We start from the raw sequence: 12,356 nt of genomic DNA, 5'->3' as shown, positions 1-12,356 counted from the left end.
GCCTACGTAATTAGAGCGTTGCGCCCAGATGCCAGGGCACGAACTCATTATCGCCGTAGCCGAAAAGCTCGCTCTTGGTCTTGCGGCCCGAAGCGGTCTCGATGATCAGGTCAAAGATCTCGCGGCCAAGCCCGGCAATGTTCGCCTCCCCCGAAGCGATCACGCCGCAATCGATATCCATGTCCTCTTCCATCGCCCGGTAGAGCGCCGTGTTGCTGGTAAGCTTGATCGACGGCGCGGGCCGACAGCCGAAACAGCTGCCGCGACCGGTGGTAAAGGCAATGACATTGGCGCCGCCGGCGACCTGGCCAGTGGCCGATACCGGGTCGTAGCCAGGCGTATCCATGAAGACGAGCCCGTGCTCGGTGACGCGTTCGGCATAACGGTAGACCGCGTTCAGCGGCGAGCGGCCGCCCTTGGCGACGGCACCGAGCGATTTTTCGAGGATCGTGGTCAGGCCACCACGTTTGTTGCCCGGCGAAGGATTGTTGTCGAGCGAGGCGCCATGCATCGCCACATAGCTCTCCCACCAGGCAATCAGCCCATCAAGTTTCAGCGCCACTGCTTCGTTGACTGCACGGCTGCGCAACAGGTGCTCGGCGCCATAGATTTCCGAAGTCTCGGAGAGGATCGCCGTGCCGCCGGCCGCGGCAAGGATATCGACCGCAGCACCCAGCGCCGGATTTGCGGTGATGCCCGAAAGCCCATCCGAACCGCCACATTGCAAACCGACGATGATCTCGCTGACCGGGATCGCAATACGACGTTCCTTGCCGACTTCGGCCGCAATTTCCTCGAGAATGCCCAGCGCCTTTTCAACGGATCGACGCGAGCCGCCGGCTTCCTGGATGTTGAAATGACGTTTCTCCGCGCCGCCGCCGCTCTGACCATAGAGCGTCAACTGGTTGACCTCGCAGCCGAGGCCGACCATCAGAACGCCGCCGAAATTGACATGGCGGGCGTAGCCGGCGAGCGTGCGGTGCAGATTGGCCATGCCGTCGCCGGTCGAGGACATGCCACAGCCCTGATCGTGCACGATCGGCACGAAACCATCGATACCCTCATATCTCGGGAGAATGCGCCTGTTCGCCTCCTCGGCGATGGCGCGACAGACCGTGGTGGAACAGTTCACGCTGGCGACGACACCGATGTAGTTGCGCGTCGCTGCCCGGCCATCACCTCTTCGATAGCCCATGAAGGTGCGGGCCTTGTCGGCATCGCTTGCCGCTTCCGGCACCCCCTGTGGGCTGATCGCCAAGCGATCCTTGTCGAAGGCGAGGTTGTGGGAGTGCACGTGGTCGCCCGGCGCGATATCGGCGGTCGCCCGGCCGATCGCCTGGGCGTATTTCAAGACCGGCTCGCCGGCGCGGATCGGGCGGATCGCGATCTTGTGGCCGGCATCGACTTTCGCTGCTGCATGAACATTGTTCGGCAGGGCGTCGCCAGCGGCAATGGCCAGCGTCGCCACGACGACATTGTCCTCCGGTGCGAGCAGGATGGTGGACGGCGCAGACACCCGGTTTCTCCCAAATGATTTTCGTTCTGTCTTTTATCTACAATAGACAGATAGCCGTCAATGGGTATTATAGCGAAAACATCGGCGGCAGGCCGAGACGCCGCGGAGCGACTTGGGAGGAACAGATGTGGATGACAGACGCAGACAAAACCGGAGCGACGAGATAGAGGAGCCTTCCGCGTAAGCGCAGAAAACTTCGAACGATCCGGACGTCGCCCATGGCAAAGCAGAACACCGTCTTCAAGGATGCCTATAACCGCTGCCTGAAGTTGCTGGCGGACACATCCTCGCTGCCCTCCGAGCCAGAACTCGGACAGATGCTCGGCGTCAGCCGGACGACGGTGCGCGCGATCCTCAGCCGCTTCGAGGAACTGCAGCTGATTGCCTGGGACAAGCGCAAAAAGAGCGTGCTGCGACAACCCCGGCCCGACGATTATTTTCCGACGGAAGAGACGGATTCACTCGCCGAGATCATCGAGCGCAGCTTCATGCGCCGGATTCTCGCCGGCGGCGCCGAGCCGGGCATGCAGATCAACGAACTGGAACTGGCGCGCGACATTGGAACCGGCACGACCAGCGTGCGTGAATTCCTGATCCGCTTCAGCCGCTTCGGCCTGATCGAGAAGCGGCCGAACAGCCATTGGATCCTCAAGGGTTTCACCCGCGAATTCGCGCTGGAACTGACGGAAGTGCGCGAGATGTTCGAACTGCGCTCGGCCGCGCGCTTTGTCTCTTTGCCCGACAACCATCCGGCGTGGGATGAGCTTCGGGAGATCGAGGCTCTGCACCGGGACATCCTCGCCGACATCGACAATCGCTACCGGGAGTTCTCCGAGCTCGACGAGCAGTTTCACCTGCTGGTACACAAGGCATCGAGCAACCGGTTCATCGTCGATTTCTACGACATCATCGCGATCGTCTTCCACTATCACTACCAGTGGAACAAGACGAATGCCCGCCAGCGCAACGCCCGCGCGCTCGAAGAACACCTCGCCTATATCGAAGCACTGCGTTCGCACGACCCGGCCAAGGCGGAACAGGCCTGCCGGCGACACCTTCAGTCCGCTCGCGAAACCCTGCTCCAATCCATTCCATAGCCAGCTATCGGAGCCTATGCATGCCGACGCCGATCGTGCAATTCGGGACGAGCCGTTTCCTTCAGGCGCATGCCGACCTCTTCATCAGCGAAGCGCTGAAAAAGGGGGAAGCGCCCGGTCCGATCACGATCGTGCAAACGACAGGTTCGAGCGAACGGTCTGGACGCCTTACAGCCCTTGCCCGGCCGGAAGGCTTTCCCGTCATCATCCGTGGCATCCAGGAAGGCGAGACGATCAACGCGACGCAGCGAGTGACAAGCGTGGCGCGCGCGCTTTCGACCGCCCAAAACTGGAGCGAGATCCGGGCGATTATCGCCGAGGAAGCCGAAATCCTGATCTCCAACACCGGCGACACGGGTTACCAGGTCGGCGACAACGACCTGATAACCGACATTCCGCTTTCCTTTCCGGGTAAGCTGCTCCTGCTCTTGAAGGCGCGTTTCGACGCGGCCCGACGCCCGCTGACGATTCTTCCTTGCGAGCTCGTGTCGCGCAACGGCGACGTGTTGAAGGCGCTGATGCTGCGGCTCGCGGCGGAGCGGATGGGAAACAGCGCCTTTATCGACTGGCTGGACAAGGATGTCGTCTGGGCCAACACGCTGGTCGACCGCATCGTCTCCGAGCCGCTCGAGCCTGCTGGTGCAATTGCCGAACCTTATGCGCTCTGGGCGATCGAAAACCAGTCCGGCCTGCGGCTCCCTTGCATCCATCCGTGCGTGAAGCTCGTGGATGACCTGACGCCTTACGAGAAGCTGAAGCTTCACATTCTCAATCTCGGCCACACGGTGCTCGCCGAGCTCTGGCTTAGGCAAGGTCGCGGCCAGAACGAGACCGTTCGGAAAATCCTGGCCGACCCCGGCATCGCCGCGCACTTGGACAAAATCTACCAATCCGAAGTGATCCCCGCCTTTGCCGCAAAAGGCCTGGAGAGCGAAGCGGCAGACTACGTGACCGCGACGCTGGAACGCTTCAGAAACCCGTTCCTCAACCACCGCCTAGGCGATATCGCCAATCATCATCGCGAAAAGATCGAACGGCGGATCGTCGATTTGCGGCGTTGGAGCCCCGGCGTAGCCATGCCCGAGCTCCAGGCAATCTGCGATCAGTAGCCGGATTCCTGCTTTTTCGGAACCGACGTCGCCTCGCCGAGAAACTCCTGGCGTAATGCCGTCGTCGCGCGCACGAGCGAGGTGACATCCGTGCCGATCGCCATGAAATCGGCGCCCATCTCGCGATAGTCTCGCGCCTGTTCGAGATCGAGCGTCATGATGCCCCGCGCCTTGCCGGCCTTCTTGATGCGCTCAAACGCGTCGGCGATCGCCGCGCGCACCTCCGGATGACCCGGCTTGCCAAGGTAACCCATGTCGGCCGCCAGATCGGAGGGGCCAATGAACAGGCCGTCGACGCCATCGAGCGCGGCAATCTCGTCGATGGCGGCAAGACCTGCGCGGCTCTCGATCTGCAGGATCAGGCAGATTTCGTCGCCGGCGGTCTGAAGATAGTCGCCGATGCGGCCGAACTCCGAGGCCCGCCCGAGGGCGGCGCCGACGCCGCGAATACCATGGGGCGGATAGCGGGTGGCGCGCACCAACTGCTGCGCTTGCGCCAGGCTCTCGACCATCGGGATCAGGAGGGTCTGCACGCCGGTATCGAGGATCTGTTTGATCAGCACGGTATCGCCCACCGGCAGGCGAACCATCGGGTGGCTCGCCGATGCGGAGACGGCACGAAACTGTGCGGACAGCAGCGGGATATCGTTCGGCGCATGTTCGCCGTCGATGAGCAGCCAGTCATAGCCGCTGCCGGACACCACTTCGGCCGCATAGGGGCTGGCTAGCGCCACCCAGAGCCCAAGCTGGAAGCGGTTTTCGCGCAGGGCTGCTTTGAAAGGGTTCTTCGGTGCCGGCATGGGTCGTCTCCTCCTGCTATGCGACGGGACGAGCGATGCCTCAATCCCGCAATCACGAGATTTCTACCGGCAAAGAAAAAAACCGGCCAGAACTTTCCGGCCGGTTTTTCAGATTGGGTACCGTATCTTACGCAACGCCGCCGAGGCAGACGTATTTGATCTCGGTGAACTCCTCGATGCCGTAGCGCGAGCCCTCGCGGCCAAGTCCGGAAAGCTTGACGCCGCCGAACGGCGCTTCCGCCGTCGAGATCAGCCCGGTGTTGACGCCGACCATGCCGTATTCCAGCGCTTCGGCGACCCGGAACACCCGCGCCAGGTCCTTGGCGTAGAAGTAGGACGCGAGACCGAACTCGGTGTCGTTGGCCTGCTCGACGACATCCGCCTCGTCGGTGAAGCGGAAGAGCGGGGCGACCGGCCCGAAGGTTTCCTCGCGTGCAACCGCCATCGCCTGGGTGACGTCGGCCAGAACCGTCGCTTCATAGAAGGTGCCGCCGAGCGTGTGACGCTTGCCGCCCTGGATCACCCGCGCACCCTTGGACGCCGCATCGGCGATATGCTCCTCGACCTTTTCCAGCGCCGCCTTGTCGATCAGCGGGCCAAGGATCACGCCTTCGTCGAGACCGTTGCCGATCTTCAGCTTGGCGACCGCCTTGGCGAGCTTGTCGGAGAAGGCATCATAGACCTTGTCCTGCACATAAATGCGGTTGGCGCACACGCAGGTCTGGCCGTTGTTGCGGAACTTGGCGATCAGCGCGCCTTCGACGGCGGCATCGAGATCGGCATCGTCGAAGACGATGAACGGCGCATTGCCGCCGAGTTCCAGCCCGAGCTTCTTGATGGTGGCAGCACTCTGGCGATAGAGCTCGGCCCCCACTTCTGTCGAGCCGGTGAAGGTCAGCTTGCGCACGACCGGGTTCGAGGTCATCTCGGCGCCGATCTCACGGGCAGAACCGGTGATGACGCTGAAGAGGCCCTTCGGCAGGCCTGCACGCTCGGCCAGAATGGCGATCGCGATCGCCGAGAACGGCGTCTGGGCAGCCGGCTTCAACACCATGGCGCAGCCGGCGGCAAAGGCCGGGCCGGCCTTGCGGGTGATCATCGCATTGGGGAAGTTCCAGGGCGTGATCGCCGCGACGACGCCGATCGGCTGCTTCATGACCAGGATGCGCTTGTCGGGCTGATGGCCGGGGATCAGGTCGCCATAGATGCGGCGCGCCTCTTCGGCAAACCACTCGACGAAGCTTGCACCGTAGACAATCTCGCCGGTCGCCTCAGTGAGCGGCTTGCCCTGCTCCAGCGTCAGGATGCGGCCGAGATCGTCCTTGTTCTCGATCATCAGCTCGAACCACTTGCGCAGCACGCCGGCGCGGTCCTTGGCCGTGCGCGCTGCCCAGGTCTTCTGGGCCACGCGCGCGGCCTCGATCGCAGCCCTGGTTTCCTTGGCGCCGAGCTTCGGCACCCGGCCGATGATTTCGCCCGTCGCCGGGTTGTTCACCTCGATCGCGTTTGCCGCGTCCGCCTCGATCCACTCGCCGCCAACGAGGGCTGCCTGGCGAAACAATGATGGGTCTTTAAACGACATGATCCGTCCTCTCTCAAATCCTACAGAACTTATACAACTTTTTTTTTGGAAACGGCAATGACCTCGAGTCGCCGTTTCTGCAATTTCCTGAGGCGCACAAGGCGCGCGGGCGCTCACGTTTCCATGTATCCAACCCGTTTCTTCGCCATCCGTCCTCATGTAGCGTTCGAAACGAATCAAACCATGGGCCGCCAGTCGGTCCAGCGGCATTCCCAGGTTCACGCGACACCGAGAAGAGGCTTGTCCATGACGGCGACCGACAACAGAAAAGCTGACCATCCGATCGATGCCATGTTCATCGAGCGCTGGTCGCCCCGCGCCTTCACCAATGAGGAAATCGACGAAAAAACCCTGCTTTCCTTCTTCGAAGCGGCGCGTTGGGCGCCGTCTGCCAGCAACCGTCAACCCTGGCGCTTCATCTATGCGCGCCGCGGCACAGATCGCTTCCCGGTGCTGCTCGACACGCTCGACGAGGGAAACCAGCGCTGGGCGAAGAACGCGGCAGCACTTCTGATCGTGATTTCAAGAACGCATAATGCAGCGCAGAACGGCGAGATGCGGCACGCCTATACCCACGCCTTCGACACTGGGGCGGCCTGGTACAGCCTCGCTTTGCAGGCCTCGCTCGCGGGCTGGCACACCCATGGCATGGCCGGTATCGATCGCGACAAGGCGATGCACGCCCTGAATGTTCCCGAACACTACCGGGTCGAAGCCGCCGTTGCGATCGGCCGGCTTGCCGATTCCTCGACGTTGCCGGACGATCTGCGCGCACGCGAAATCCCGAGCCAACGCCAGCCGGTCGGCGAATTCGCCTTCGAGGGCCAGTTCAAGGGCGAATGAAGCGCCAACGAAAAATCCCGGCTCTGAGGCCGGGATTTTCTTTATGTCTCTGCATGGGCCTCGATCAGATGTCGAGGTTTGCGACGCTCAGCGCATTCTCCTGAATGAACTCGCGACGCGGCTCAACCTCGTCTCCCATCAGACGCGAGAACAGGCCATCCGCGTCGGTGGCGTCGGTGACCCGGACCTGCAGCAGCGAGCGGACGTTCGGATCGAGCGTCGTTTCCCAGAGCTGCTCGGCGTTCATCTCACCCAGACCCTTGTAGCGCTGCATCGACAGGCCCTTGCGCCCAGCGGCAAAGATCGCGTCGAGAAGCGCACGCGGGCCGCTGACCTCCTGCGCGCCGTCACGGCGACGCAATACCGGCGGTGCCGAGTAGATCTCTTTCAACTTTGATGCCAGTTGGTCGATATAGCGGGCATCGGACGAACCGATCAGCGCCATGTCGAGTACGGCGAATTCCTTGACGCCGCGAACCATGCGTTCGAACCGCAACCCGCCTTCGCTGGTAACTGTGCCGGTCCAGCCGCGCTCGGTTTCCTCGGCGATCACGTCGAGACGCCGCGCGATCTCGGCGGCGGTCTTTTCGTACTCGTCGCGCTGGCCGTTGAGCTCGACGTTCAGCGCGCCGGCGATGGCCGCCTGCTCGACGATCGCCCGATTATAGCGCGAGTGAAGCCCGTTCATGAGGTTACGCAAGCGCAGGGCATCGGTGATCACCTCGCGCAGGTCCTGCCCGGCACGGACTTCGCCCGATTCAAGCTGCAGCGTCGCTTCCTCGAGACCCATCGAAATCAGGTAGTCTTCGAGCGCCTGCTCGTTCTTCAGATACTGCGCCGACTTGCCGCGCGTCACCTTATAGAGCGGCGGCTGGGCGATGTAGATGTGGCCGCGCTCGATCAGTTCCGGCATCTGTCGGAAGAAGAAGGTGAGCAGCAGGGTGCGGATGTGGGCGCCGTCGACGTCGGCGTCCGTCATGATGATGATCTTGTGATAACGCAGCTTGTCGGCGTTGAACTCGTCCTTGCCGATCGACGTGCCGAGCGCGGTGATCAGCGTACCGATTTCCTGGCTCGACAGCATCTTGTCGAAGCGCGCACGCTCGACGTTGAGGATCTTGCCGCGCAGCGGCAGGATCGCCTGGTTTTCGCGCGACCGGCCCTGCTTGGCCGAACCACCCGCCGAGTCCCCTTCCACCAGGAAGACTTCGGACTTTGCCGGGTCACGCTCGGAGCAGTCCGCCAGCTTGCCCGGCAGCGACGAGATGTCGAGCGCGCCCTTGCGGCGCGTCAGTTCGCGCGCCTTGCGGGCAGCTTCGCGGGCGGCAGCGGCTTCGACCACCTTGCCGACGAGGATCTTGGCTTCGGTCGGATGTTCTTCGAACCAGGTGCTGAGCGCCTCGTTGACGAGGCTTTCGACCACCGGTCGCACTTCCGACGACACCAGCTTGTCCTTGGTCTGCGACGAGAATTTCGGATCGGGAACCTTGACCGAGAGTACGGCCGTCAGGCCTTCGCGGCAGTCCTCGCCCTGGAGCGTGACCTTTTCTCTCTTTGTAATGCCGGACGTATCGGCATAGGACGTGACCTGCCGGGTCAACGCGCCACGGAAGCCCGCCATATGCGTGCCGCCGTCGCGCTGCGGGATGTTGTTGGTGAAGCAGAGCACGTTTTCGTGATAGCTGTCGTTCCACCACATCGCCACTTCGACGGTGATGCCGTCCTTCTCGCCGCGGATCGATACCGGCTTGTGCACCAGCGGCTTCTTCGCGCGGTCGAGATAGGCGACGTAGGCCTCAAGACCGCCCTCGTACATCATCTCGTCCTGGCGGATGTCCGAATGGCGCTTGTCGGTGAGGATGATATGAACGCCTGAATTCAGGAACGCGAGTTCGCGCAAGCGGTGCTCGAGCGTGTTGTAGTCGAACTCGGTCTTGGTGAAGGTCTCGCTGCTCGGCAGGAACGTCACCTCGGTCCCGGTCTCATCGCCGGCGTCGCCGGTAACGGCGAGAGAGCCGTCAGCGACACCGTGGGTGAAGCTCATCTCGTGAATCTTGCCTGCGCGCCGGATCTTCAGCTTGAGCGAAACCGAAAGCGCATTGACCACCGACACGCCGACGCCGTGCAGGCCGCCCGAAACCTTGTAGGAGTTCTGGTCGAACTTACCGCCGGCGTGCAGCTGGGTCATGATGACCTCGGCCGCCGAGACGCCCTCTTCCTTATGGATGTCAGTCGGGATGCCGCGACCGTTGTCGGTTACCGTCACCGAGCCGTCCGGATTGAGCGACACCGTCACGATGTCGGCATGGCCCGCAAGCGCTTCGTCGATCGCGTTGTCCACCACCTCGTACACCATGTGGTGCAGACCGGAGCCGTCGTCGGTGTCGCCGATATACATGCCCGGCCGCTTGCGTACGGCATCCAGGCCCTTCAGCACCTTGATGGAATCGGCACCATATTCGGCGCTGGCGCCGGTTTCGGTCTCAGGATTGTCGGTCATTCAGCTACGGGTCTTTCCAGGTTCTTCGGACATGGTGATTCGTTGCGAATCACGTCTCGGACGCCTCTTGGACTATAGAAAATTTGTCCAGGGTTCCAAATCCCGGACCGCCGCGCGGCGGCCGGAAACAAGCATTCATCCCCTGTCATTATCAGGAAATGTGGCTTTTTCCAAAACATCTTGCAGCTTGCGGATCGTCTCCGGAGACAAAGCGCGAATTTGTTCGCTCAATCGGTTGGCAAAGGCCGTGTGCTCCGGCGTCAGACCCGACGTGTCGAGCACCGTTTTTGGCGAGGAGACGTTGGCAATGCGGAACAGATCCTCCGCCTCGTCCCAGATCACGTTGAAGTAACCGGTGACGCGCTGGAGGAAGTCGAAGCTCGGCGCACCGCGCTTTCCATGCTCGAGCGCCGAGAGATAAGCGGCCGAGACGCCGATCGCCTTTGCCATCTCCTTCTGCGACACGCCCTTGCGGCGCCTGAGGTCGCGCAGAGCCTGGCCGAAGGGCGTCATAGCGCGCTGCCTCTCACCCGCGCCAGGCGGACGTAGAGCGCGCCGTCGCCGCCATGGTTACGGGCGGCCGGCTCATAGGACGAAATCAGCGGCCGGAATTCGGGAAGCGAGAACCAGAGTGGCACCGCCCGCTTCAAGGCGCCGTCGCTGCCGAACGAGGTGCCCTTGCCGGTAATGACGAGCACATGTCGCAGCCCCCGCTCGTGCGCCCGCAGCAGAAACTGCAGAAGAAGTCCGTGCGCTTCGCTCTGGATCATGCCGTGCAGGTCGATCCGGCCCTCAAGCACCAGGTGCCCCTTTGCCAGCTTGCGCTTGACCGGCCGCTCCAGTGGATGATGCACTTTTTCGCCGAGCTTCTTCGTCAGCGCTATGCCCGGCTGCTCGAGAGCTGTTGCCGGCTGTTGCGGCCGCTGCTTGCCCTTCGCCTCTTCCGGAGGTTTTGCCTGTTCGTCCTCGGCCAGAATCTCCATCAGGTCGGCGAGCCGACCGGGCATCGGTCTCGCCGAACGGGCAACCTTTCCCCAGAGAATGCGATCCTCGGCCGAAAGTTTCTTGTCCTTAGCCATGGCCGTAACGGGCCGCGGCCGCCTTGGGAACGAAGACGTAAAAGTCGGCCGCGTTGCGGACCGCTCCGGCCCGCTCACCGGCCTCGAAACCGGATCCGGTAAAGATATCGCCGCGGGCTGGGCCAACGATCGCCGAGCCCGTATCGAGCGCCAGCATCAGACGCTGGAAGGGTTTTCCGTCATCGAGCCGCGTCAGGCTCTCGCTCGCGATAAAAAAAGGAACGCCAAAGGTGTGGATCAGCCGATCAACTGCCAATGAGCGGTTCGGTTCGAGCGAGACCTTGGCGGCGGCAATCGGCCCCAGCCGCTCGTCCTCGACGTCTGCCTCGCGGAAGAAGATGAATGACCGGTTGTGCCAGAGAACCTCATCGACCTCTTCGGGATGCGCTTCCAGCCAGTCGCGAATACTCATCATCGAAACGGTGGCGGCATCGATCTTGCCGCGCTCGATCAGCAATTTGCCAACGGCTGAGAAATAGTGCCCGGTCTTGGCCGAATAAGTGACACGGCGACGCGAACCGTCCGGGAAGCGGAGCCGTGCGGCACCCTGCACATGAACGAAGAAGACCTCGACCTTGGACTTCGCATAGGCGATCTCCAGGCCGCGGCCGGCCAGATGGCCCTGCTCGATCGCTTGCCTGTCCGGATACTCGCTGATCCGGCCACCCTCGGAGAGACCGAAGGCGAAGTAGGGATCCATGCCCTCCGGCCGGTTGCCATCGTGAACATCGACCAGATCGTCCGGTCGGCGGTAGAGCGGATAACGATAGGTCTCGTCCGCTTCGGTGCGGACATCGATCTCGGGCTCGTAAAAGGCCGTGACAAAACCGGAACCCGTTTCGGGCACGATCCGGAAGGGGACGAAATGCGCTTCGAAAAACGCCCGTGCGTTCTCTCCGCTACCAACCTGCTGCCGCGAGGCGGAGAAGGCCGGCAAAAGATCGTCGACTGAAATCCCGAGAGAACCCGTGCGATAGGGTTTGGCCGTCGAGACATGCTGGTGACAGCGACGCATCGCCTCGATCACCGCGGTCGGATCATCATGCTGCCAGCCCGGAAGCTCGGCGAAACGGGCTGGCTCAAATCGATAGGACATCGGTACCGCGTCCGCTCAGTTTTCGGATTCGGTGGCGATCAGCTTCCAGTTCGGATCCCGCGAACGAATGTCGCGCGCGAAGGTCCAGAGATCGTTGACCTCCGCAACCGACTCGGCGTCGCCGTCGATCAAACCGCCCTGCTTGTCATAGGTCGCCGAAATCAGCTGGCTGACGATGCGAACGGTGATGTTCTCTTCGCTGTCCTTCACTTCGGCGTGAATGATATCTGCCTTGTCGATGCCGACGAAGGTGGACTTGACGACTTCGCCCTTTCGCTCGCGATCGGTGATCGCCGCGTCGAAGCCCTCATAGACCTCGCGGGACAGCAGATTCTTCAGCGTCTTTCGGTCGCCGTCCGCGAAAGCCATGACGATCATCTCGTAGGCCATCTTGGCGCCGTTGACGAATTCCTTGGGATCGAAACCCTGATCCGCGTCGCTCAGCGCCCGCAGCTGGGTGTTGAGCGTCGTTCCGGTCTTGGCGAAAGCGTCGATCATTTCGTAGCGGTTTGCTTCTTCGTCCGCATTCTCGCGGCGCGGCAGTTGCACGACCTTGCCCTTGTCGCCGTTTTCCGGCCCCTGGCTCATGTCGCGTGGCGAATACGGATCAAACGGCGGCCGCTCGCTCCCGGTCCGGCGGCCCAAGACGCTGCGCAGTTGCAGGAAAATGACCACCGCGGCGATCAGGAAAAAAAACGTGATGAAGTCAAAAGAGCCCATTTCCACCCGGAACC

Annotated in this window: 11 protein-coding genes; 3 read left to right on the top strand and 8 right to left on the bottom strand. The window is 62.3% G+C overall.

The features are described 5' to 3' along the window. Positions 1–10: 10 nt before the first annotated feature. Positions 11–1,516 (bottom strand): UxaA family hydrolase, encoded by a 1,506-nt coding sequence (locus AC3WVQ_RS18310; RefSeq protein ID WP_090295158.1) that lies wholly within the window; start codon positions 1,514–1,516, stop codon positions 11–13. Positions 1,517–1,734: 218 nt separating this feature from the next. Between AC3WVQ_RS18310 and AC3WVQ_RS18305 the strand changes: the two genes are divergently transcribed. Together AC3WVQ_RS18305 and AC3WVQ_RS18300 are read left to right on the top strand one after the other, a co-directional pair. Beyond that, on the top strand, positions 1,735–2,613 hold the full coding sequence (locus AC3WVQ_RS18305; protein ID WP_034801634.1) for a GntR family transcriptional regulator: 879 nt from the start codon (positions 1,735–1,737) through the stop codon (positions 2,611–2,613). Positions 2,614–2,633: 20 nt separating this feature from the next. Beyond that, positions 2,634–3,722, top strand: a complete 1,089-nt coding sequence (locus AC3WVQ_RS18300; RefSeq protein ID WP_110819708.1) for a mannitol dehydrogenase family protein — start codon at positions 2,634–2,636, stop codon at positions 3,720–3,722. Here the strand turns inward: AC3WVQ_RS18300 and hpaI are convergent. Together hpaI and gabD are read right to left on the bottom strand one after the other, a co-directional pair. Further along, complete coding sequence (gene hpaI / locus AC3WVQ_RS18295) at positions 3,716–4,522, bottom strand: 4-hydroxy-2-oxoheptanedioate aldolase (protein WP_060608968.1); 807 nt, start codon at positions 4,520–4,522, stop codon at positions 3,716–3,718. The two genes, AC3WVQ_RS18300 and hpaI, sit on opposite strands and share 7 nt — an antisense overlap. 127 nt (positions 4,523–4,649) lie before the next feature. Further along, positions 4,650–6,104 carry an NADP-dependent succinate-semialdehyde dehydrogenase gene (gene gabD, locus AC3WVQ_RS18290; protein ID WP_090295162.1) on the bottom strand — a complete coding sequence of 485 codons (1,455 nt, stop codon included), beginning with the start codon at positions 6,102–6,104 and terminating at the stop codon, positions 4,650–4,652. Between the two features lie 246 nt (positions 6,105–6,350). On the opposite strand from gabD, the gene AC3WVQ_RS18285 reads away from it, so the two are divergent. Then, entirely contained in the window at positions 6,351–6,947 is a 597-nt protein-coding gene (locus tag AC3WVQ_RS18285; RefSeq protein ID WP_090295164.1) for a nitroreductase family protein, read from the top strand. Between the two features lie 64 nt (positions 6,948–7,011). On the opposite strand, the gene gyrB is transcribed toward AC3WVQ_RS18285, so the two are convergent. From gyrB to AC3WVQ_RS18260, 5 genes are all read right to left on the bottom strand, one after another. After that, positions 7,012–9,447 carry a DNA topoisomerase (ATP-hydrolyzing) subunit B gene (gene gyrB, locus AC3WVQ_RS18280; RefSeq protein WP_034800121.1) on the bottom strand — a complete coding sequence of 812 codons (2,436 nt, stop codon included), beginning with the start codon at positions 9,445–9,447 and terminating at the stop codon, positions 7,012–7,014. Positions 9,448–9,582: 135 nt separating this feature from the next. After that, positions 9,583–9,960: a helix-turn-helix domain-containing protein gene (locus AC3WVQ_RS18275; RefSeq protein WP_034800122.1), complete on the bottom strand. Its 378-nt coding sequence runs from the start codon at positions 9,958–9,960 to the stop codon at positions 9,583–9,585. Then, positions 9,957–10,526 (bottom strand): Smr/MutS family protein, encoded by a 570-nt coding sequence (locus tag AC3WVQ_RS18270; protein ID WP_060609291.1) that lies wholly within the window; start codon positions 10,524–10,526, stop codon positions 9,957–9,959. The genes AC3WVQ_RS18275 and AC3WVQ_RS18270 overlap by 4 nt, the downstream gene beginning before the upstream one ends. Beyond that, a complete protein-coding gene (gene mltA, locus AC3WVQ_RS18265) occupies positions 10,519–11,622 on the bottom strand; it encodes a murein transglycosylase A (RefSeq protein ID WP_090295165.1) in 1,104 nt (367 codons plus the stop codon). The genes AC3WVQ_RS18270 and mltA overlap by 8 nt, the downstream gene beginning before the upstream one ends. Positions 11,623–11,637: 15 nt before the next feature. Beyond that, entirely contained in the window at positions 11,638–12,342 is a 705-nt protein-coding gene (locus AC3WVQ_RS18260; RefSeq protein ID WP_034800130.1) for a Tim44/TimA family putative adaptor protein, read from the bottom strand. Positions 12,343–12,356 lie beyond the last annotated feature (14 nt).

Source organism: Ensifer sp. EB106-05-01-XG146, from assembly GCF_058791875.1.
This window is presented reverse-complemented; position numbering and strand designations above follow the sequence as displayed.

Excerpts from the sequence above, each read along its gene's own strand:
- AC3WVQ_RS18305 (WP_034801634.1), top strand. The coding sequence starts at position 1,735 with ATGGCAAAGCAGAACACCGTCTTCAAGGATGCCTATAACCGCTGCCTG.
- AC3WVQ_RS18300 (WP_110819708.1), top strand. The coding sequence starts at position 2,634 with ATGCCGACGCCGATCGTGCAATTCGGGACGAGCCGTTTCCTTCAGGCG.
- hpaI (WP_060608968.1), bottom strand. The coding sequence starts at position 4,522 with ATGCCGGCACCGAAGAACCCTTTCAAAGCAGCCCTGCGCGAAAACCGC.
- gabD (WP_090295162.1), bottom strand. The coding sequence starts at position 6,104 with ATGTCGTTTAAAGACCCATCATTGTTTCGCCAGGCAGCCCTCGTTGGC.
- AC3WVQ_RS18285 (WP_090295164.1), top strand. The coding sequence starts at position 6,351 with ATGACGGCGACCGACAACAGAAAAGCTGACCATCCGATCGATGCCATG.
- gyrB (WP_034800121.1), bottom strand. The coding sequence starts at position 9,447 with ATGACCGACAATCCTGAGACCGAAACCGGCGCCAGCGCCGAATATGGT.
- AC3WVQ_RS18275 (WP_034800122.1), bottom strand. The coding sequence starts at position 9,960 with ATGACGCCCTTCGGCCAGGCTCTGCGCGACCTCAGGCGCCGCAAGGGC.
- AC3WVQ_RS18270 (WP_060609291.1), bottom strand. The coding sequence starts at position 10,526 with ATGGCTAAGGACAAGAAACTTTCGGCCGAGGATCGCATTCTCTGGGGA.
- mltA (WP_090295165.1), bottom strand. The coding sequence starts at position 11,622 with ATGTCCTATCGATTTGAGCCAGCCCGTTTCGCCGAGCTTCCGGGCTGG.
- AC3WVQ_RS18260 (WP_034800130.1), bottom strand. The coding sequence starts at position 12,342 with ATGGGCTCTTTTGACTTCATCACGTTTTTTTTCCTGATCGCCGCGGTG.